General features: G+C 58.3%; 19 protein-coding genes and 1 tRNA gene. 8 read left to right on the top strand and 12 right to left on the bottom strand.

Annotated features, from left to right (window positions below):
- Positions 1 to 183: 183 nt before the first annotated feature.
- Positions 184 to 1,563, bottom strand: a complete 1,380-nt coding sequence (locus AC1RMX_RS03925; RefSeq protein ID WP_493070533.1) for a sensor histidine kinase — start codon at positions 1,561 to 1,563, stop codon at positions 184 to 186.
- Positions 1,541 to 2,233 (bottom strand): response regulator transcription factor, encoded by a 693-nt coding sequence (locus AC1RMX_RS03930; protein WP_493070535.1) that lies wholly within the window; start codon positions 2,231 to 2,233, stop codon positions 1,541 to 1,543. The genes AC1RMX_RS03925 and AC1RMX_RS03930 overlap by 23 nt, the downstream gene beginning before the upstream one ends.
- Before the next feature lie 117 nt (positions 2,234 to 2,350).
- On the opposite strand from AC1RMX_RS03930, the gene AC1RMX_RS03935 reads away from it, so the two are divergent.
- From AC1RMX_RS03935 to AC1RMX_RS03950, 4 genes are all read left to right on the top strand, one after another.
- Complete coding sequence (locus tag AC1RMX_RS03935) at positions 2,351 to 3,040, top strand: response regulator transcription factor (RefSeq protein WP_493070537.1); 690 nt, start codon at positions 2,351 to 2,353, stop codon at positions 3,038 to 3,040.
- Between the two features lie 105 nt (positions 3,041 to 3,145).
- Entirely contained in the window at positions 3,146 to 4,564 is a 1,419-nt protein-coding gene (locus AC1RMX_RS03940) for an efflux transporter outer membrane subunit (RefSeq protein ID WP_493070539.1), read from the top strand.
- Entirely contained in the window at positions 4,561 to 5,727 is a 1,167-nt protein-coding gene (locus tag AC1RMX_RS03945) for an efflux RND transporter periplasmic adaptor subunit (RefSeq protein ID WP_493070541.1), read from the top strand. Before AC1RMX_RS03940 ends, AC1RMX_RS03945 begins: the two co-directional genes overlap by 4 nt.
- Positions 5,724 to 8,807 (top strand): efflux RND transporter permease subunit, encoded by a 3,084-nt coding sequence (locus tag AC1RMX_RS03950; RefSeq protein WP_493070543.1) that lies wholly within the window; start codon positions 5,724 to 5,726, stop codon positions 8,805 to 8,807. The genes AC1RMX_RS03945 and AC1RMX_RS03950 overlap by 4 nt, the downstream gene beginning before the upstream one ends.
- Positions 8,808 to 8,810: 3 nt before the next feature.
- Here AC1RMX_RS03950 and AC1RMX_RS03955 read toward each other — a convergent pair whose 3' ends face one another.
- Positions 8,811 to 9,872 (bottom strand): YncE family protein, encoded by a 1,062-nt coding sequence (locus tag AC1RMX_RS03955; RefSeq protein WP_493070545.1) that lies wholly within the window; start codon positions 9,870 to 9,872, stop codon positions 8,811 to 8,813.
- 293 nt (positions 9,873 to 10,165) lie between these two features.
- Between AC1RMX_RS03955 and AC1RMX_RS03960 the strand changes: the two genes are divergently transcribed.
- From AC1RMX_RS03960 to AC1RMX_RS03970, 3 genes are all read left to right on the top strand, one after another.
- Positions 10,166 to 11,320, top strand: a complete 1,155-nt coding sequence (locus tag AC1RMX_RS03960; protein ID WP_141401797.1) for an MBL fold metallo-hydrolase — start codon at positions 10,166 to 10,168, stop codon at positions 11,318 to 11,320.
- On the top strand, positions 11,317 to 12,066 hold the full coding sequence (locus AC1RMX_RS03965; protein ID WP_096821790.1) for a class I SAM-dependent methyltransferase: 750 nt from the start codon (positions 11,317 to 11,319) through the stop codon (positions 12,064 to 12,066). Before AC1RMX_RS03960 ends, AC1RMX_RS03965 begins: the two co-directional genes overlap by 4 nt.
- Before the next feature lie 337 nt (positions 12,067 to 12,403).
- Positions 12,404 to 13,807, top strand: coding sequence for a hypothetical protein (locus AC1RMX_RS03970; protein WP_493070547.1), 1,404 nt, complete (start codon positions 12,404 to 12,406; stop codon positions 13,805 to 13,807).
- A gap of 113 nt (positions 13,808 to 13,920) precedes the next feature.
- On the opposite strand, the gene AC1RMX_RS03975 is transcribed toward AC1RMX_RS03970, so the two are convergent.
- The 7 genes from AC1RMX_RS03975 to AC1RMX_RS04005 form a co-directional block, all read right to left on the bottom strand.
- The gene (locus tag AC1RMX_RS03975; protein ID WP_493070549.1) at positions 13,921 to 15,780 is read right to left on the bottom strand and encodes an ABC transporter ATP-binding protein; all 1,860 of its coding nucleotides are present in this window, start codon (positions 15,778 to 15,780) and stop codon (positions 13,921 to 13,923) included.
- Positions 15,781 to 16,048: 268 nt separating this feature from the next.
- Positions 16,049 to 16,594, bottom strand: a complete 546-nt coding sequence (gene ybiA, locus AC1RMX_RS03980; RefSeq protein WP_096821793.1) for a riboflavin biosynthesis intermediates N-glycosidase — start codon at positions 16,592 to 16,594, stop codon at positions 16,049 to 16,051.
- 134 nt (positions 16,595 to 16,728) lie between these two features.
- Positions 16,729 to 17,529 (bottom strand): enhanced serine sensitivity protein SseB, encoded by an 801-nt coding sequence (gene sseB, locus AC1RMX_RS03985; protein WP_493070552.1) that lies wholly within the window; start codon positions 17,527 to 17,529, stop codon positions 16,729 to 16,731.
- Positions 17,530 to 17,667: 138 nt separating this feature from the next.
- The gene (locus AC1RMX_RS03990) at positions 17,668 to 17,889 is read right to left on the bottom strand and encodes a hypothetical protein (RefSeq protein ID WP_096821795.1); all 222 of its coding nucleotides are present in this window, start codon (positions 17,887 to 17,889) and stop codon (positions 17,668 to 17,670) included.
- A gap of 48 nt (positions 17,890 to 17,937) precedes the next feature.
- Positions 17,938 to 18,345, bottom strand: a complete 408-nt coding sequence (locus AC1RMX_RS03995; RefSeq protein ID WP_096821796.1) for a hypothetical protein — start codon at positions 18,343 to 18,345, stop codon at positions 17,938 to 17,940.
- 48 nt (positions 18,346 to 18,393) lie between these two features.
- A complete protein-coding gene (locus AC1RMX_RS04000) occupies positions 18,394 to 18,777 on the bottom strand; it encodes a hypothetical protein (protein WP_493070555.1) in 384 nt (127 codons plus the stop codon).
- A 102-nt stretch (positions 18,778 to 18,879) separates the two neighbouring features.
- Positions 18,880 to 18,967 (bottom strand) — tRNA-Ser (locus AC1RMX_RS04005).
- 122 nt (positions 18,968 to 19,089) lie between these two features.
- On the opposite strand from AC1RMX_RS04005, the gene AC1RMX_RS04010 reads away from it, so the two are divergent.
- Positions 19,090 to 19,761, top strand: coding sequence for a Bax inhibitor-1/YccA family protein (locus AC1RMX_RS04010; RefSeq protein WP_003224442.1), 672 nt, complete (start codon positions 19,090 to 19,092; stop codon positions 19,759 to 19,761).
- A gap of 79 nt (positions 19,762 to 19,840) precedes the next feature.
- Here AC1RMX_RS04010 and AC1RMX_RS04015 read toward each other — a convergent pair whose 3' ends face one another.
- Both AC1RMX_RS04015 and AC1RMX_RS04020 read right to left on the bottom strand, forming a co-directional pair.
- The gene (locus AC1RMX_RS04015; RefSeq protein WP_102622308.1) at positions 19,841 to 20,167 is read right to left on the bottom strand and encodes a YceK/YidQ family lipoprotein; all 327 of its coding nucleotides are present in this window, start codon (positions 20,165 to 20,167) and stop codon (positions 19,841 to 19,843) included.
- 40 nt (positions 20,168 to 20,207) lie between these two features.
- Positions 20,208 to 20,645 (bottom strand): Lrp/AsnC family transcriptional regulator, encoded by a 438-nt coding sequence (locus AC1RMX_RS04020; protein WP_007955121.1) that lies wholly within the window; start codon positions 20,643 to 20,645, stop codon positions 20,208 to 20,210.

The raw sequence follows: 20,645 nt of genomic DNA on the forward strand, positions 1-20,645 counted from the left end.
CGTCTTGCTAATCAGCGTTGCGAGGCCCGGACAGCAAAACCGGAGGTTCAGCCGCTTAAGGCCAATGGCCAGTAGGGCAGCTGTTGGGAGCATAGTCGGCGTTATTCTGCGTGCAAGGCGTTTTCCAGGGCATCTGCCGAGTGGTATCAGGCGCTGCTGGCGGCATCCACAGGCGCCCGTTTTTCAAGGCCGGTCGATAACCGGCGTTGCCTTGCCCAGCAAGTCAATCCGACAGCCCGGCGCCGCATCGCTCACCGTCACCCGCATGTCATGCAGGCGCGCAACCGCTGACACCATGCTCAGCCCCAGCCCGTTGCCCGGTGTGTGTCGGCTGGACTCGGCGCGGTACAACCGGCGCAACACCGCTTCACGCTCGGCCGGGGGAATGCCGGGTCCGTTGTCGGTGACGCGAATCCCGACGCTGTCCTGATCGGCAATTACGCTCAACCGCACCTGGCTGTGGTCGGGCGAGAATTTGATGGCGTTGTCGAGCAGGTTGCACAAGGCGTCGAACAGCAGTTGTGCGTCGCCCGCCATGATCGCGGGGGTCTGACTGTTTTCGATGGTCAGGCTGATGCCGCGTTCTTCGGCCAAGGGCTCATACAGTTCGGCGGCATCGGCGCTGATCAGATTCAGGTCCAACGGGGCGAAGTGACTGCGCCGGGCGCTGTTTTCGATTTCCGAAATCCGCAGCAGAGCCTTGAAGGTCAGCAGCAAGGCCTTGGCTTCCGTCAGCGCCGCGTCGATGCTGGCGGCGTATTGCGCTTCATCCAAGCCCCGGCGCTGTGTACGTTCAAGGCCGGCGATCAAGCGGGTCAGCGGGGTGCGCAGGTCGTGGGCGATGTCGTCGCACACGCCTTTGACCTCGCTCATCAGTCGTTCCAGCTCATCGAGCATGCCGTTCACCACCGAGGCGAGCCGGTCGATGTCGTCGTTGTTGCCCTGAACCGGCAGACGCCCGGTCAGGTCACCCTCGATGATGCCTTTGATCGAGCGGCTGACTTTATCCAGCCGGCGATGCGCCGAATAACCCAGCACCACGGCGCCGAGCAACCCGACCAGCAACAGCAGCAGACCGCCGGAGATCAGCGCGTTGATCAGCAGCTCGTCGAACTCGCGAATGTCGTGGACGTCCTGGGCGACCAGCAGGGTCTTGCCGTCGGCCAGTTTATGAACGATGAACCGAACCGGCCGATGATGCCCGTTGGACTTGAGCCAGCGAAATTCCTGCGGCTTGTCATAGGCAGAGAAGGGCGGCAGTTGCTTGATCACGCCGGCAATGAATTTACCGTCGGCGTCGAACAGACTGTGAGGCAGACGCGCTTCGACGTCCTGCAAGGCGTGCTTGCGGATCTCCTGCAATTGCAGTTCCGGCGGCTGTGCGCTGCGGTTTTCCACCTGTCGATAGAGGGCCGTGTCTGCTTCGGTTTTCAGGTAGAACGCGGTTTGCCAGTAGACGTAACCGAACAACGCCAGAAACGAACAGCCGAACAGCCCGAGAAAAAGCAGCGCCGTGCGAAAGCTGATGGTGCGCGGGATTTCACTCAGGTGAACGGAGAACATACCCGGCTCCACGAATGGTATGAATCATCGGCGGCTCGCCGTCGCCGTCGACCTTGCGGCGCAATCGGCTCATGTGCACTTCGATGACGTTGGTGCGCTCGTCATAGCTGTAATTCCACACCGCTTCGAACAGCATGGTGCGGGTAACCACCTGATCGGCATTGCGCACCAGATGTTCGAGCAGCGCGTATTCCCGGGGCACCAGATCGATGGTGCGCTCGCCACGTCGGACGGTCCGGCTCAGCAGATCGACTTCCAGATTGCCGACCTTCAGACGGGTTTCCTGAGTTTGGGCAACCGGCTCGGCGCGGCGCCGGTTCAAGGCATCCAGGCGCGCCGTCAATTCGATGAACTCGAACGGTTTGGTCAGGTAGTCGTCGCCGCCCGCACGCAAGCCGCGTACCCGTTCATCGAGCGCACTCAGGGCGCTGAGAATCAGCACCGGCGTGTTCACACTGGCGGCCCGCAACGCGGTGAGTACGCCCAGGCCATCGAGGCCACCAGGCAACATGCGGTCCAGAACGATCAGGTCGAACGGCTCGCCGAGGGCTTTGAGCAGGCCTTCGCGGCCATTGTCGACGCTACTCACGGTGAAACCGTGGTCGGTGAGGGCCGCTTCGATTTCGCGGCGGGTGGGCAAGTCGTCCTCGACGACCAGAACATGGGTCATGGCTTTTGAACCACTCACATCATCAGGCAGAGATGGCATAGTGTGGCAAAGCCTGCGGTCGCGCCACGTTCCCGCTGGATAAATAAAAGTTCAGGTTGGCTTGATGGAGTAGGTGCCTTGCGCATTCTCGTGGTTGAAGATGACGCCCAGACCGCCGCTTATCTGCTGCGCGGGTTGAGCGAAAGCGGGCATGTGGTTGATGTCGCCAGCGATGGCAACAGCGGTCTGGACATGGCGCTTGAAGGCATTCACGACGTGCTGGTCGTCGACCGGCGCTTGCCCGGCCTCGACGGCATCGGCCTTATCAAGGCCTTGCGCGCCCGGCAGGTGCGGGTGCCGATCCTGATGCTCAGTGCCCAGGCATCGACCGAGCAGAAAGTCGAAGGCTTGCAGGCTGGTTGTGATGATTACCTGGCCAAACCTTATGCCTTCGCTGAAGTGCTGGCGCGGCTCGAAGCTTTGCTGCGCGGGCGTGATCAGGTCGCCGGGCCGGCACGGCAATTGGTCGTGGGTGAATTGCAACTGGACTGCGCCACGCGTACCGCGGTGCGGCGGGGCAAGGTCATTGCGTTGCAGCATCGCGAAGCCTTGCTGCTGGAAAAACTCATGCGCCACAGCGGCCAGATCGTCACCCGCGACATGTTGCTCGACAGTGCCTGGGATTACGACTTCGACCCCAATAACAACGTCATCGACAAACACATCCATCGCTTGCGGCGCAAACTCGATGACGGTTTCGAGTATTCGCTGATCAAGACGGTGCCCGGTGCCGGCTACAGCTTCCAGACGACGCCCGAGCAAGGTTAAACAAAAGTTTATCTGCCGGGGAACGCTCTGGCAGGCACCCCTCGCTATCTTCGCCGCATTCGTGGATCGCTCCACAAAGGCTCAAGCGGGGGAGACAGCTTGCTCATGTCGGTTTCAAAGACGAAGGCGCGCAGACGGCGCGTTGCATTTCAATCATCAGCGACGCTGATCCTGCTGGGCGTTCTGACGCTCGGCGGCTGTTCGATGGTGCCTGAATATCGGCAACCCGAACTGCCCTTGGCCCAGCAGTGGAACGAGGCTTCCGGCGGTCAATCGGCGGCGGGTGGGCAATGGTGGCGCGAGTTTCACAGCGCCGAGCTGGATCAGTTGATCAATCGCGGGCTGGCCTCCAACTTCACCCTCAAAGCAGCGATCAGCCGTATCGACGAGGCGCGGGCCTCCGCGCAGGTGACCGGCGCCGGGCAATATCCTGCGTTGAACCTGGGCGGCAACTATCAGCGCCAGAACAATTACGGCACCACGCAAAAACGCAGTGTATTTGCCGAAGCCACGTATGAAGTGGATTTCTGGGGCAAGCAGCGCGCCGCCGCCGATTCGGCCGAGGCGCTGGCCAACGCCACCGCGTTCGATGCCCAGACTCTGCGCATGAGCCTGAGCGCGAGCATCGCCGACAGTTACTTTCAGGTGCTGTCGCTGGAAGAGCGCCTGCGTCTGGCTCAGTCGATTGCCGACGATGCCCGGCAGGTGCTCGACCTGGTAGAGATCCAGGCCAGTCAGGGCGCCGTTTCCAATCTCGAAGTCGCCCAGCAGCGCAACGCCATGCAGACGTTCGAAGCAGCGATGCCGCCCTTGCGTCAGCAACGGGATCAGGCGCTGTATCAACTGGCGGTGCTGGTGGGGGCGCCACCGCAAGGGTTCCATTTGCAGGGCGACGGCCTCGGTGCCTTGCAAGTGCCACAACCGGCGACCGGCCTGCCTATCGGCCTGCTGCGCCAGCGGCCGGACATTCAGGCCGCCGAAGCGCGGCTGAAATCCGCCAACTTCGACGTTGGTGTCGCCCGCGCCGCGTTCCTGCCCAATCTGTCGCTGGATCTGCTGGGTGGCATCGACACCCTTGCCGGCGGGCAGATCTGGAGCGTCATCGGCACGCTCGGCCAGCCGGTGTTTGCCGGTGGCGAGCTCAAGGGCCAACTGCATTTCGATCAGGCCCACGTTCAGGAACTGACCGCCAGTTATCGCGAGTCCATCGTCGAAGCCCTGCAAGACGTCGAAACCCAGATCAGCGCCGCCCGTGAACTCGACAAGAGCTACGCGTTGAACGCCTCGGCGGTGGATTCGGCGCGGGAAGCGGCGCGACTGGCGCAGGTTCGCTATCGCCTCGGCTCCACGGACTTCCAGACGCTGCTGATCGTCGAGCGCACCCAATATCAGGCCGAAGACACGCTGTTGCAGGTGCGCCTGCAACACCTGCAAGCGGCTGTCGGTCTGTTCCGCGCTCTGGGCGGCGACTTTTCCGCTGATGCCCTCGCTCTCAATTCTTCTGCTCAGGTGACTCACCCATGACTGTCCTGCACCCACGTCGTCGCGCCGTTTTCCTGGGCGTCGCGGCACTTTCGCTGGCGGTGGCCGTCGGCGGTTTTCAATGGATCAAACAGGCTCAGGCCGCACCGGTAAAGACTGACAGCGGAGCGATCCCGGTGCAGATGACGCAGGTCCGTCGTCAGGATCTGCCGGTGTGGATCAGTGCTATCGGCAACGTACAGGCGCTCAACAGCGTCAATGTGCGGGTGAGAGTGGACGGCGAGTTGCAGAAAGTCCTGTTCAACGAAGGGCAGACCGTCACCGCCGGCAGCCTGTTGGCGGTGATCGATCCGCGGGTCTATCAGGCCCAGGTCGCTCAGGCTCAGGCATTGCTGGCGAAGGATCAGGCGCAACTGGCGAACCTCAGAGTCAATCTCGACCGCGCGAGCAAACTCGCCGCTGCCAAGGCTGGCCCGACTCAGGACGTCGACACTTACCGGGCACAACTGGCCGCGCAACAGGCGACCGTACAGGCCGATCAGGCGGCGCTGGATGCGGCGCGGCTGCAACTGGAATTCACTCAGGTCAAGGCACCGCTGACCGGCCGCACTGGCCAGCGTCTGCTGGATGTCGGCGCGATTGCCCACGGCGCCGAAGCGACAGGGCTGGTGACGATCACCCAGATGAACCCGATCTCCGTCGCGTTCGCCGTGTCCCAGGACGAATTGGCGGAAATCCTCGAAGAGAACGCCAAAGGCGCCCTGCAAGTAGTCGCCATGACCCGGGATGGCCAACAGGAAATCGCCCATGGGCATCTGAGCTTCATCGACAGCCAGGTGACGGCGACCAGCGGTCAGATCCAGCTCAAGGCGCAGTTCGACAACGCTGACGCCAAACTCTGGCCGGGTGAATTGGTCAGTGCGCGGTTGCTGGTGCAGACCCATCGCGATGTGGCCGTTGTCCCGACCGATGCGGTGCAGCTGGGGCGCCAGGGCAATTTCGTCTACGTGGTCGATGCCGAGCAGCGGGTGCAGCCACGTCTGGTGGACGCCGCCAATGTGGTGGACGGCAAACAGTGGATTCGCCAAGGCCTGAATGCGGGCGAAACCGTTGTGGTGCAGGGCCAGTCCCGGGTCGCACCGGGGCTGAAGGTTGTGCCGGTCAAGACTGATACCACCGCCGATCTGGCGGAGGCTGCCCAATGAATGCGCTGGCCGGACTGATTCAACGGCGTGTGGGGCTGAGCCTGCTGGCGCTGGGCGTCATGCTGCTGGGGGCTTTCGCTTACTTCCAGCTGCCGGTGGCGCCGCTGCCGACGGTGGATTTCCCGACCATTCAAGTCACCGCGAAACTCTCGGGGGCCAGCGCCGAAACCATGGCGTCGTCGGTGGCAACCCCACTGGAGCGCGCCTTCGCCGCCGTGCCGCAAGTCACTTCGATGACCTCGTCGAGTGCGGCCGGCAAGACTCAGGTCGTGCTGCAATTCGATCTGTCGCGGGACATCGACGGCGCTGCGCAGGACGTACAAACGGCGATCAACACCGCCACCCCGAACCTGCCCAAGACCATGTCCAGCGCGCCGACCTTCAACAAGGTCAACCCGGCCGAAGGCACCGTGCTGTCGCTGGCGGTGACGTCGCCGACCCGCACGCTGCCTGAGCTGGATCGCTACGCCGACAACTACATCGCTCAGCGCCTGTCGCAAATGCCCGGCGTCGGCCTGGTGGATTTCCATGGCGAGCAGAAACCGGCGGTTCGCGTGCAGATCGACCCCGATGCATTGGCCGCACGGGGCCTGACCCTCGAAGATGTGCGCAGCGTGATTGGCGTCAGCACCCTGGATCAGCCCAAGGGCACGCTCGATGGCCAGAGTCGTTCGATTACCCTTGGCGCGACCGACCAGTTGCTCGATCCGCAGCACTATCGCGATCAGGTCGTCGCTTACAAGAACGGCATGCCGATCAAACTGGGCGACCTTGGCCGGGTGATCGCCGGGGCCGAGGACACCCAGCAAGCCGCGCAGCTGGGTGGCGAGCCCACGGTCATCGTCGACATTCACAAGCAGCCGGGTTTCAACCTGCTGTCGACCATCGCCACAATCAAGGCCAAGTTGCCTGAGCTGACCGCTTCATTGCCTCGTGACGTGCAGGTGCAAGTGGTGGGCGACCGTACCCAGACCATCGAAGCATCGGTCAATGACATGCAGTTCACCTTGCTGCTGTCGATTGCGCTGGTGGTCGTGGTGATTTTCGTGTTCCTGCGCAAGGCCACCGCCACGCTGATTCCCAGCCTGACCATTCCGCTGTCGCTGGTGGCCACGTTCGGCGTCATGTATTTGCTCGGCTACAGTCTCGACAACCTGTCGATCATGGGCCTGGCGATTGCCGTCGGGTTCGTGGTGGACGACGCCATTGTGGTGATGGAAAACATCGTCCGGCACCTGGAAATGGGCAAGTCGCGCCTGCAATCGGCGGTCGATGGCTTGCGCGAAGTCGGCTTTACCATCGTTTCGATGACGGTGTCGCTGATCGCGGTGTTCCTGCCGATTCTGTTGATGTCCGGCATCGTCGGGCGCTTGATGCGTGAGTTTGCAGTGACCGTCAGCGTGGCGATCATCATGTCCGGCATCGTCTCCCTGACCATCACGCCGATGCTGTGCGCGTGGCTGCTCAAACCCCATGCCGATCAGGAGGAGGGGCGCTTTGCCCAGGCCTGCGAGCGCGTGTTCGATCGACTGCACAACGGTTATCGACGCAGTCTGGACTGGGTGCTCGATCACCAGCGCATCACCATGGCGGTGGCGATTGCCACGCTGGCAGCCACGGCGGTGCTGTATGTCGGCATTCCCAAAGGGTTCTTCCCGCAGCAGGACAACGGTCTGATTCAGGGTGTCGCGGAAGCGGCGGCGGATATTTCGCCGATCGCCATGCGTGCGCAGGTCAACCGGGCGGCCGAGATCATCGGCCAGGACCCGGCAGTGGCGCGGGTGTATTTCTGGATCGGCCCGAACCCGACGGTCAGTCAGGGCAAGGTGATGATCAACCTCAAGCCGTTCAGTGAACGCACGGCGAGTGCGGCCGAGGTCATCCGGCGCTTGCAACCGGCGCTGGACGGGTTGTCCGGGGTCAAGGTGTTTATGCAAGCCAACCAGGACATCCAGATCGGCGGCCGGGCCAGCAAGACGCAGTATCAGTACACCCTGCAGGACCCGGACAGCGTCGAGCTGGATCACTGGAGCGGGGTGCTGCTGGCCAAACTGAAGACCTTGCCGCAACTGCAACACGTCACCTCTGACCAGCAACAGGCGATCGCCCAATCGACGCTGGTGATCGACCGTCCGACCGCTGCGCGCCTGGGCGTGACCGTTCAAGCGATTGATGACGTGCTGTACGACGCGTTCGGTCAGCGGCAGATTGCGACGATGTTCACTCAACTGGATCAGAACCATGTGATTCTCGAACTCGACCCGAGTTGGCAGACGTCCACTGCCACCCTTGAGCATCTGTTCGTTCGCGCCAGCTCCGGGGCCTTGGTGCCGCTGAACCTGCTGGCCAGTATCAAGACCGAACAGGTGCCGATCATCATCAACCATCAGGGCGTGTTCCCGGCCATTACCCTGTCCTTCGACCTCGCGCCGGGGCACGCCTTGAGCGAAGCGGTCAGCGCGATCAATCAGGCATCGCTGGCGGTCGCGATGCCCGACACGGTGGTGGGCAGTTTCCAGGGTACTGCCCAGGCGTTTCAGGATTCGCTGAAGTCGCAGCCGTGGCTGATTCTGGCGGCGATCCTGACGGTCTACATCGTGCTCGGGGTGTTGTATGAAAACGCGATCCACCCGCTGACGATCATCTCGACCTTGCCGTCCGCCGGTTTCGGCGCGCTGCTGGCTTTGATGCTCTGTGGGCAGGATCTGTCGGTGCTGGGGATGATCGGGATCATTCTGCTGATCGGCATCGTCAAGAAGAACGCGATCATGATCGTCGACTTCACCTTGCAGGCGCAGCAGCGAGGGCTGTCGCCTCGGGACGCGGTGAGGGAAGGGTGCCTGTTGCGCTTGCGGCCGATCCTGATGACCTCGCTGGCCGCGTTGCTCGGGGCCGTGCCGCTGGCGTTCGGGCATGGCGCTGGCTCGGAATTGCGGCAACCGCTGGGTATCGCGATTGTCGGTGGTCTGGCGGTTTCGCAGATCCTGACGCTCTACACCACGCCGGTGGTGTACCTGTGGTTCGAGCGTCGGCGGCGCAAGACGCAGGCCGAGGCCGCCGGGATCATCGAGGCATCCTGACGCTTACTGCGACTTGAAGGTCAGGACCGTGAAGGTGTCGGGGTGAAACACCGGGTCGGGCTTAGGCTGTTCCCGGCTCGGTGCCGGCTGGGTGAAGTCGGCGGTGAACAGGTAGGCCTGACTGCGTTTGGTGTCCAGCACCATGTTGTGGGCCCACGGCCGCGTCCCGACTGTACCGCGCAGTTGGTATTGGCCCTGGTTGTCGCGCTGGACGATCGCAAGACTGGCGTCGGTGCCGCTGGGCACCAGCAATTGGTCTTTCACGGGATCGTAAGCCAGTGCGTTCACGGCGCGGCCGATCGGCAGGGTGCTGAAGGCCTTGCCCGTGTTCAGGTCTGCGATCACCAGAACGGGATCGCCGCCTCGGCACGCCACGAACAGACGTTGATGCGGTTCGTCCGCGGCCAGAGCGCTGGGCTTGCTGCAGCCTTTGAATGTCCAGAGTTGCTGGTGTTCAAGTTTCTTTCCGGAAAGAACGGCGACCTGGTCTTCATCGCGCATGGGCACAATGAAGTTGCCGTTTTCAAGAATGACGGGGCCGTCGAGCTTCTGCGCTGGCACGTCCAACGCGTCCGTCAGGCGATCGGTTTTCGGGTCGATCAGGTACAGCGTCGAATGATCACCGCGCCGGCCACTGGTGACGATCAACCGGTCACGGCTGGCGTCGTAAAGCAGATTGTTGAGGTTGCCGGAATCGAGCTTCAGCCGTTGCAGGACTTGCAGGCGATCCAGCGCCACGATCCCCAACGTCCCGTCCATGTTGGCGACATACGCCCGATTGCGCTCAGACACGAAGGCGACGGCGTTGGCGCCGGCGGAGTTGTCGAGGGTCTTCACCAACCGTTGCTGTTCGACGTCGAACACCGACAGTCCGTTTTCCCGGCGGGACACGAACAGGCGTGGCCCCTTGGGTTCCAGTGCCGCGAAGCCCCAACTGTGACCGTCGCCTGGCAATACCGTCGAGGCGCTGAGGGTGTATAGCAGCGGCTCTTTCGCTTGAGCATGGGGGCCGATCAGGCCAAGCGCCAGTCCTGCAAGTGCGAGCCACGTTTTTGAAAACAACATCAAAGACCTCAGTATTTTTGTTGAATGGACAGGTGTGGAATCGCGTTTGGCGGCCGATACAGGCCCAGAGTACCTTGCTGATCTGCGCGCTGCGACGCCCGCGTTGCTACTTTTCGTACTGAGCCCGGGTGTGTTATTTTTTTGAGCAGGTCATTGAATATGTATACAAAGTGGTGTAGCGGCTGCGTTTAGTGGTGGTCTGTCAGTAAACTGGCAACGGGTTGTTTTTTTGAGGTTGTTGTTCTTTTGCTTAACTCACAGTTTGATTAATTAATATATGAAGGGTTAGGCAGTTGGATATAGAGTTCGTCAATCACGCCTCATTGCTTCTGGAAGAGAAGGGCAGTTATTTTCTTACTGATCCCTGGTACGTTTCTCCTGCGTTTGGCGGCTGGATTCAAAACCCGTCACCCAGAACAGCAATGATTGAGAAGTTGCTTTCTCTTCCGGCCGATAAACTTAATGTCATTATCTCGCATGGCCATGATGATCATCTGGATGAGTTTTTCATTCAGCAGCATTTGGCAGATGCCACATTCTTTGTTCCGAAGTTCAAGACGAATGGACTCTCCAAGCGGATTGAGCGCCTCACCGGTCGCTATCCGGTTGAACTGACAGAAGAGGCACATTACGTCGATGGGGTGGAGTTGAGATGCTTCATCAATCCGGATTTCACGGAATATGATTCGATTGTGACTGTCGTGTCTGAAACCGATGCGGTTATTCATGCCAATGATAACTGGCACGAATATCCGGTTGCGCTCACCGATGCGCTCAATGAATGCTTGAGTGCTGTCCCGCTTGAAAGCCGTTACTTTTTTATCCAGTTCGGCATCGCTGACAGTTTCCCTGTCAACTACCCGTCCTTTGACAAGCAAAGTGCGGACGAGATGATTGAATCCCGATTCAAGTCTTATCAGGCCGCCACCACGGCGAACCTTAAACACTTGGGACTCGACAAGGGCTTCTATTACGCGAATCAATCGCTGTACCAATACCCGGCCTCTTGGGATCGCGGGTCGCTCTATGATCTTGCGCAAGACTTTCTGCGCCGGAATCCAGGGCCGTTTACCCAGTGTGTGTCCGGAATCGACATAAAAACGAGCCAGCTCCATGACTCCCCAGGTGAAGAACTCTTTGATTTGCTGCTTGGGCAGCTCGAGCGTTTTCTGAACAAGGCCGTGGGCGGTCCTGTTCCCGTCAGATTGCTCACCGCGTCGGATGAATATGAGAGCGGTACCGTCGGCTACGAGGCTTCGCGGCATGTCTGGTCTCGGATATTGAACGCCGAGTTGACGCTGGAGGCGATTATCATCGGAGGCATGGGGCTCGTGCACAGGCCGGATCAAAACATATCCAGTATCCACGCCAAGGTTTCCAAACTGGCGTACCTGATTCAAAGCAAACTCATTTCGAACGGTCTTAACTTTTTGATGGAAAGTAAATGAAAACTCAAGACGGTCAGCTGTTTTTTACCCCTCCCAGCCAGGCGGATGCCTACAAGGAACTGCGGGATATTCATGGCGAGATTCATACAATCGCAGGGGAATACTGGAACTGGCCTTCGGTTGCTACGCTGTCACGACCTTCGCTGGCGCGAATCCTGAACCTTAACCTCCTGTACGACGAGATGCTCCCTGTTGCGGGATCGATCTGCGAGTTTGGCGTTCATTACGGCAGCAGTCTGGCAACGTTGCTGAATCTTCGGGCTATCAAGGAACCCTACAATTACTCGCGGCATATCTTTGGCTTCGACACCTTCAGTGGTTTTGCCGAAGTTGACGAGAAAGATGGCGCGCAAGTCAAAGCAGGCGACTTTCATGTAGACGATGGTTATGAGAATTTGCTGGAGCGGCTGCTCCAGGCTCAAGAGTCGCTGAGCCCCAATAATCACCTGAAGAAGTTCACCCTGATCAAGGGTGATGCTTCAGAGACCTCGAAACAATGGCTTGAAGACAATCCTCACTCGCTCATCTCGATGGCCATTTTCGATATGGACGTTTATAAGCCGACGAAGGATGTACTGGAAGCGATCAAGCCACGACTGTCAAAAGGTTCGATTCTGGTTTTTGACGAGCTGAACTGCCCTCACTTCCCAGGCGAAACACAAGCGCTGCTTGAAGTGTTTGATATGAACACTATTCAGGTTAAGCGCTCGCCGTTCCTGCCTTACGTATCGTACTTCCGCTTGTGATCTGCAGTGATGCGCTGTCTGAGTGGTCATGGATTTTTCTTTCGGGAATCCGCGATCAACGTGCGCCGGTCAGTCGCTCAGTCGTAGCGGCCAGCAGCGCCTGAGTCATTCAGCGTATCTTCCTTGCCTCAAAGGCCGGTCAACCGGTCGTTGAGGCAAGGGTTACCCATCACCACGCGGACTCATCAAGACGCTTGTGCGAGTTTGCGCAGGTTGCAGCCATGGTTTTTACACCTAACCTCAACATGGGCATCTGTGTGCGCTCCGCCAGCTTCAAATCTGCATGACTTCAATGCCCATGACTGGATAGCTACATCCATAGGCAAGGAGTCTGAAAATGAACATCCCTCGCGCGCTCTGCGCAACTATCGTTTTGAGTTTGACCGCTTGTTCGTCCACCCCGCTTATCTACAATGCCAGCGATAACTCTCCAGGCACTATAAAACCGCTACAGAAACTGCTCCCTGACAACACCCCTGTGAGGCTGTTTTTTGTTCATGGTGTAGGAGATCACTGTCCGGGTTACGCCCTGGGTCCTGACGGCTGGTTGAATGAAAAAAACGCTGCTGCGATGGGATTGAAACCCGTACCCGGCGGAATCGAATCTGATGAATTCATCAATGTGAACGTCTATATGGGGGGAAAAAAAGACCCGCACTCAGGGGTGAACGTCCTCAAAAGAAATTACTCTCTGACGCTGCCTGACAGGGACCGCGCAGTGAGCGTAGAGGCGATTGAAATTACCTGGTCACCCCTGACCCGATGGCTGAAAAGCAATCAGCTTGGATATGACTCGCCGTCTGTTTTCGCAAATAAAAAACGCGAGCCATGCATTGAGTTCCCCGACCCGAAAATTCCGCCAACGGTACAGGCGCCACCAAGGCTTTTGCTCGACAAAACAATCAAGGAGCAGGTTTTTGACCGGAACTTGTCCGATGCCATTCTCTATACCGGAACCTATGGGCAGACCATGGTGCGAGGGCTTGCAGAGGGGATTTGCCATGCCATCACGCCTACGGACAAGAATAAAAAATGTATATGGCCCTCTGCGCAGGAAAGTAAAAAAACACCGCACAAGAATTTATTCGTGACCCACAGTCTGGGCAGTCGCATGACTTACGATATGTTCCTCCAGCTTCTGGACCAGACAAAAGACAGCAAGACCAACCCTTTTCCCTACAGCGAACGCAGCAGTGCACAGGGATTCATCGAAAACATGATCGCGAATACGCCTGCCTTCTACATGATGGCGAATCAGCTTTCGTTGCTGGGTTTGGCCAAAGTTCCGCCACTAGCCCGCTCCAGTGATAGCGTTGCACATCCTTTTTTTCGGCAGTTATTTCCTGTAAGTGACTTTGATGCTCTCTCGTTTCAGTCGCAAGAAAACGCAGGACCGGTTGTGTACGGAAATGTTCTTTCGGAACTCGCAGATTTAAAATCAACCGTAGAAACGAAGAGCGGAAAACATACCGACGGCCTTCAGATAGTCTCTTTCAATGACACAAATGACCTGCTCACTTGGCATATCCCGAGTTGGTACGCTAACGCTAACGCTGAGGCTACGCCGGGAGGGCGGCCGCGGATCGATGTGACAGACGTATTTGTGCAGAATGCACCCAAGCTCCTGATCATGGAGAGCCCCCTGAACGCGCACGTTGACTACTTTAAAAACCCGGACGTCAGGGATCTCATCCGTTGCGGCGCTGCCAATGGCGAAGTCTCGAAGTGCCCGGGGCGTTGAACTGGTTGTAATATCCAGGAAGCCCGGAATCGACAAAGCCCTGAATAATCAGGGCTTTGTCGATTTGGTGGGGACGAAAAAATAAATCTGTCCCTATTTTCACGTCCCTATTTTCACGCCCGATCCATCGCCTCATCCAGCCTTTGATCCTCACCCAGAAAACCACCGCTCTGGTGCTGCCAGAGTCGCGCGTAGGTGCCGTTTCTTTCCAGCAGTTCGGTGTGGGTGCCTTGTTCGATGATGCGGCCCTCATCCATGACAATCAGACGATCCATGGCCGCGATCGTCGACAACCGATGGGCGATGGCGATGACGGTCTTGCCCGTCATCATTTCATCGAGGCTTTCCTGGATGGCGACTTCGACTTCGGAATCCAGAGCACTGGTGGCCTCGTCGAGCAGCAGGATCGGAGCGTTCTTGAGCATCACCCGGGCGATGGCGATACGTTGGCGCTGGCCGCCCGATAGCTTGATGCCGCGCTCGCCCACCAGCGTGTCATAGCCCGAGTGGCCTTGGCGATCACTCAGTTGGCTGATGAAACCGTCGGCCTGGGCATTGATCGCGGCGCTGCGCACTTGTGCATCGGTAGCATCCGGGCGGCCATAGGCGATGTTGTCGCGAATCGAGCGATGCAGCAGGGACGTATCTTGCGTCACCATGCCGATTGCACTGCGCAAGCTGTCTTGCGTTACCTGAGCGATGTTCTGCCCGTCGATGCGAATCTCACCGCTGTCGACGTCATAGAACCGCAACAGCAGATTGATCAGCGTGGATTTGCCGGCACCGGAGCGGCCCACCAGACCGATTTTTTCGCCCGCGCGAATCTTCAGACTCAATCCGTCGAGCACCTGACGCTCGCCACTGTAGTTGAAGTGCACGTTGTCAAAGGTCACGGCGCCGCCCGAAGGCACCAGCAGGCCGGCGTCCGGCGCATCCTGCACTTTCGGGCCACGGGTCAGGGTCGCCATGCCGTCCTGCACGGTGCCGATGTTTTCGAACAGCGATGTCATTTGCCACATGATCCAGTGCGACATGCCATTGATCCGCAGCGCCATGGCGGTGATCGCCGCCACAGCACCCGCACCGACCTGGCCCTGATGCCAGAGCCAGAGGGCATAGCCGCCTGCGCCAAGGATCAAGCCGACCACGAGCGCCTGATTGACGATCTCGAACTGGCTGACCAGGCGCATCTGGCGAAAACCGGTCTGCTTGAAATCCTCCATGGCCGCGCGTGCGAAATGCGCTTCACGGTTGGAGTGCGAGAACAGTTTGACGGTGGTGATATTGGTGTAGGCGTCGGAAATACGCCCCGTCATCGAGGAGCGTGCATGGGCCTGTTCCTGCCCGACTTGCCCCAGGCGCGGCACGAAGTACAGCATCGCCAGCCCGAACAGCGCGACCCAGGCAAGAAAGGGCAGCATGAGTTTCAGGGCAAAGCCACCGGCCAACGCGATGATCGCAATAAAGTAAACACCAATGCCGGGCGCGATTTCGATAAGGGTGAACAGCACCTCGCGCACTGCCAGCGCAGTCTGCATCACCTTGGTCGTGACTCGGCCGGAGAACTCATCGGAAAAGAACGAAAGGCTTTGCCGCAACATCAGGCGATGGAAGTCCCAGCGCAGCCGCAGCGGCAGATTGATCGCCAGAATCTGGTGCTGCACCATCGTGCGCAACGCCACCAGGCCGATGCTGGTGAGCAACACGATTGCGATCCCCCACAGCACTCGGCTTTCTTGCCCGCTCACTTCACCACCGGCCTGCCAGGTCGAGAGCAGGTCCACCACTTGCCCGAGAAAGGAAAACAACCAGGCTTCGTAGATCGACACACTGGCGCTCAATAACGCAAGGGCAAGGACATAACCACGGGCACCGCGGGTGCAGGCCCACAGAAATCGCATCAGGCCAACCGGCGGTGGCGGCGCCTCGTCGGGGGGGAAGGGGTCGAGCCTGCGTTCAAACACGCGAAGCATAGGGGTCTCCGAAATGATCAGGTTCAGGGGGAGTATGCCATCTTCGCCATTGGCCCCGGACAGGAGGACTGCCAGCGGACGATTTTCGTGTGGTGCTCACGGATGGCCAGATCATGGAACGGGCCGACTACTGGAAACGACTCATGGATTTACGTCCACGAAAGCGAGCATGAGAGGGCGGTCGCGCAAGTCGCATGATGACTGTTCGCTAGATCGGTCGCGGTGTTCACCACCGCGACTGGATCGCTAGAGTGTGATAGTGGACGAATCAGCTTCCGTCGCGGACCTGCATCAGCGCGAACCCCAGCAGATTCAGGCCTTGCCACAGGTTGGGGTTCCTCGCGTTTTCGTGGTCCTGGGCGAGCCCGATGCCCCAGATGCTATCAACCGGGCTTGCCTCAACGATGATGCGCGAACCGGTGTCCTTGAGGAATGCATTCAACTCCGGGTTCTGAGAGAACTTGGCCTGGTTGGCCCGGACGACAATTGCATATCGGTGCTGCAGCCAATCCTGTTCGTTGAATCCACGCACGTTGCGGCCCAGCGCTTTCGCTGCATTGGGTGTAGGTGCCTGGAGCACTTGAGCACGAACTTCCTGATCGCCGAACAAGGCGGCCTTCTCGGCCATCATGAAATGCTCGGCAGTCGCGTAGCGTTGCCCGTCGACAGCGAATTCGGCCTCGAACCACTGGCTGAAGCACGACGCTGTAACGCCGCTTTTGCTTCGCTGGTGTCCCCAGAAAAACGTAAATTCAAGCGCCTCTCCTGAGTTGAAGCGGGAGCGGAGGTCTTCCAGATACTTTGAATCTTGCAATGAGGTTTCCTCGGCAATTGGCTTTGCGGTGGGAGATTTAGTATGACGAAGCAGGGTAAATTTCGATCGATGGGATTACTTGTCTTTGCTGGTGCAGAGTTTTCTCGGCACCGTTAACACGGCGTTGTGCTCTGTCACGCCTTGCCAAAGCCAAACAATGAGCGCAGCCAGCCTGCCGACTTCCGTTCATAGAAGGGGGTGGTTTGCTTGAGGAAGTAATCGCCAAGGCCTGGATCACCTTCTTGAACGCGGTACAGGTCCACGGGTTCGCCATCCGGAGCGGTGTCCCCGGCAACGTTGCCGGCTTCAAGCATGACCCGTTCAATATCGCCGTCCGCTTCGATACCAATGACCAGATGAGGCTTTTGATCAGACGATGCATCATGCATCAACGCCAGAAACGCACGCTTCACGTTGTGATGTTTGGCGAGTAATTGGGTGAGCGAGTTGACCATCTTCGCGGGATATTGCGATGGCTGCCCGAGCAGCACTTGAGTGTCTTTTTCGACCGTGCGCTGCGTCGGCTTTTGGCCGATCTCGTCGCCGAGCAAATGGCGCACTTCCTCCGGGAAGAACTCTTTCCCGTAAGGAGACTTTGGATTAAGGAAAAGAGGGGTGCCCTGTGTGATTTCAAACAGCGATCTGGCCGGGATCTCGATGTAGGACTCTTCGCTGTCTATGGATTTCTGTAGCGTTTGCAACGAAGAAAAAAACGGGATGACCGCGGTGCCTTCGGGCTTTTGCCAATGCGCGATGCTGATGTTGCTGCCAGCCTCAAGGTTGACTTGACCTTCGCCAGTGTCGGTCGTGCCAAGAATGTAGATAGTGGAATTCAACAGTGTCTTGAAAAACTCGGGTCGATGGGCCGGTTCATCCGCCGCCAGCCTGAGTGATTTTTCGAGGGCGTTTTCTTGCTGGGTATCCATGATGTCCATCGGTAGTTCCATCAAAACAGACAAAAAAGTGAGTAGCAAAGCGTGCGCAGTTTTTCACGCTGCTGTGAAAACGGGAAGAACACAAGCCTGATGAATCTGCAGCACAAGGAAGCCGACACCACGTGATCTGCCTTGCCTTCACTTCATTCGCGCACCATAGAAGTGGTTGAGTAGTATCAGCTCAACCACAGCTACAAATACGCACAGCACGAGAAAGCCAGGACTGAAGACACGCTTGCGGCCGGATGAGCTTATATCCATCCAGTTAGCGCCTGAATCGCCGGAAGTCAGCAGCAGGAACGCTATCCAGGCACAGGCCCAGACTTTGCCCCAGAAGCCAAGATTTCTGAAAGAAGTCATCCGTGTTTTTCCGTATGCCGCTTGATTCGGCAGATGTTTATCTGTTGGTTAGGCTTGAGAAAATAAAGGGGGCCAGTCCTCATAGAAAGAGCCGCCTATAGGGATCGGGTTGCCATCCATGTGGTATGCAGCCCATGCCAGTAGGTGTGCCATGCGTTCTGCACCAACTGGCGACAGTCCGCAAGACTCTATAACTTCGCCTAGTCGTGCTCGGCAAACATCGAGGTGGCGTCGAACGCCTGAAAACCCGCCAAGATAGAGATAGAACTCGTCGAGAACGATACCCACGCCTGGAATACCATAGGTGCCCGCTACACCTGGAGCCTCGTCGTATATGGCCTTCACATCATGACCTTCCAGGATTGCGACCGCGGTTAGTACCTCGCAAAAGGTATCTTTCATGCTGTTGCTGACCCAGAGGTCATAGCTGTTGCCAATAATAATGGGCGCGCCCATGAGTCTTATCCTGATTTTGCTAATGGAACGATAATAAAGGTTTTTATTTTAAGGAGAGGGTGCGGGCGCTTTTCTCCAGACGACAGGCGAAAGTAGAACTACCGCTATAAGAAACGCCACCTGAGACAGGTAGAACAGCTCCAGCCACTGGTGATTCAGGGCAACGTAGTAGGTGTTGTGGGCGACGTCCGCCAGAATGATTGCTGCAGTCAGGAAGATTCCAGCCCTGGGCTTTATGAACAGCAGCAGCGCTGCCAGCGGGTCCAGAAACGTAAGCGCTGCCCAGAAAATGCGGCTGGCCCAAAGAGTGCTTGCCCCATATCCGTAATCCCAGAACAACCCATGCTGGAAATCCGCTCGAATGTGATTGGTAGTCGCCACCAAAAGACAGCAGGCGAACAGAATTCGGATGGCGAATGACAGCCTTGTCATGGATTGCTCGGTTTTCTGAAGGACCGCCATGATGACCGCAGAATTTTCAGAACACCAGAAACGACAAAGCCCTGAATAATCAGGGCTTTGTCGTATCAAATATGGCGGAGGCGATGGGATTCGAACTCATGGACCTGTTACAGTCGACGGTTTTCAAGACCGTTGCCTTAAACCACTCGGCCACACCTCCGTTGCGTTGCGGGCGCCATAATACCTGAATGAAACACACTGTCAAACTCTGTGCATGGCTTGTTACAGAGCGTCTGTTATGATCTTTGCGACTGAACGTTTCAAACCAACAGGAGTGTCGCCATGCGCGAACAGGATTACGCAGTTCACAACAGCGTGCAGGCTGAGCAGCTAGAGGTTAGCCGCGTCCTGCGCAACACTTATGGCCTACTGGCGCTGACCCTTGCATTCAGCGGCGTGATGGCTTTCGTAGCTCAGCAGATGCGTGTTGGCTACCCGAACATTTTCGTGGTGCTGATCGGCTTCTACGGGCTGTTTTTCCTCACCAACAAACTCCGTGATTCGGCCTGGGGCCTGGTGTCCGCGTTTGCCCTGACCGGTTTCATGGGTTTCCTGCTCGGCCCGATCCTCAACCGTTACCTGGGCATGCAGGGCGGCGCTGAAGTGGTCAGCTCGGCGTTCGCGATGACTGCACTGGTGTTCGGTGGTCTGTCGGCCTACGTGCTGATCACCCGCAAGGACATGAGCTTCCTCGGTGGTTTCATCACCGCCGGTTTCTTCGTGTTGCTGGGTGCCACTCTGGCGGGCATGTTCTTCCAGATCAGCGGCCTGCAACTGGCGATCAGCGCAGGTTTTGTGCTGTTCTCGTCGGTCTGCATCCTGTTCCAGACCAGCGCCATCATCCACGGCGGCGAACGCAACTACATCATGGCGACCATCAGCCTGTATGTATCGATCTACAACCTGTTCATCAGCCTGTTGCAGATCTTCGGCATCATGAGCCGCGACGACTGATTGGTTTAATCGGCGTTAACAAAAAACCCGCGAAAGCGGGTTTTTTGTTGCCTGCGAAAAAGCGGGCAGGGCGCAGCGATCAGTTGATCTCTATGCTGCCGTCGGCGTGTTGCTTGTAAATCGTGTAGGGCAGCAGAAATGTATCCAGCACCCCGGAAACGGCTCCGTCGACCACCAGCCCCAGGGACGGGTTCTTGTAGTTGAACGCATCGACGTCATCCGGTTTTTCGGCGTGCAGCATGCAGAAATCGTACGTCACGCCGCTGTAGATGCGCGGTACGGCGCCGCAGTAGGTTCTATTTGCCTTCAACTGATCCACGTTCGCCTTATCGCTGAGTACCACGGTCTGTATGGTCCCGCAACCAGCCAGCATCAATGCCGCCAGTATCACCGCCTGAATTTTCATGCCGCGAATCCTTCGCCGGAAAAACGCCAATCTACGCTTCTCACGCCATCGGCGGCAATCGTCGTTTGACCGGGGTCTTCTTGACGATCGCGGTGTTGGTTTCGGCCAGCGTATTGAGTCGATCGAGCAAGGTATCCAGTTGCTCCATCGAGCGCACATGCAGGCGGGCAATGAAGCAATCTTCGCCGGTCACCTTGTCGCACTCGGTGAATTCGGGAATCGACATAATTTGCCGTTCCACTTCCTGCAACTGCCCCGGCAACGGCCGCACCCGGACAATGGCCTGCAACTGGTAGCCGAAGCACTTAGGATCGATCTCCACGGTGTAGCCCTTGAGCACGCCGCGCTCTTCAAGGCGTCGCAAGCGTTCGGCCACGCTCGGTGAAGACAAGCCGCTGATTTGCGCCAGCGCCTTGAGCGAACGCCGGGAGTCTTCCATCAAGGCCCCGATCAGGATCTGGTCGATATCGTCGGTCAT

The organism is Pseudomonas sp. GW822-FHT03F04, assembly GCF_058801405.1.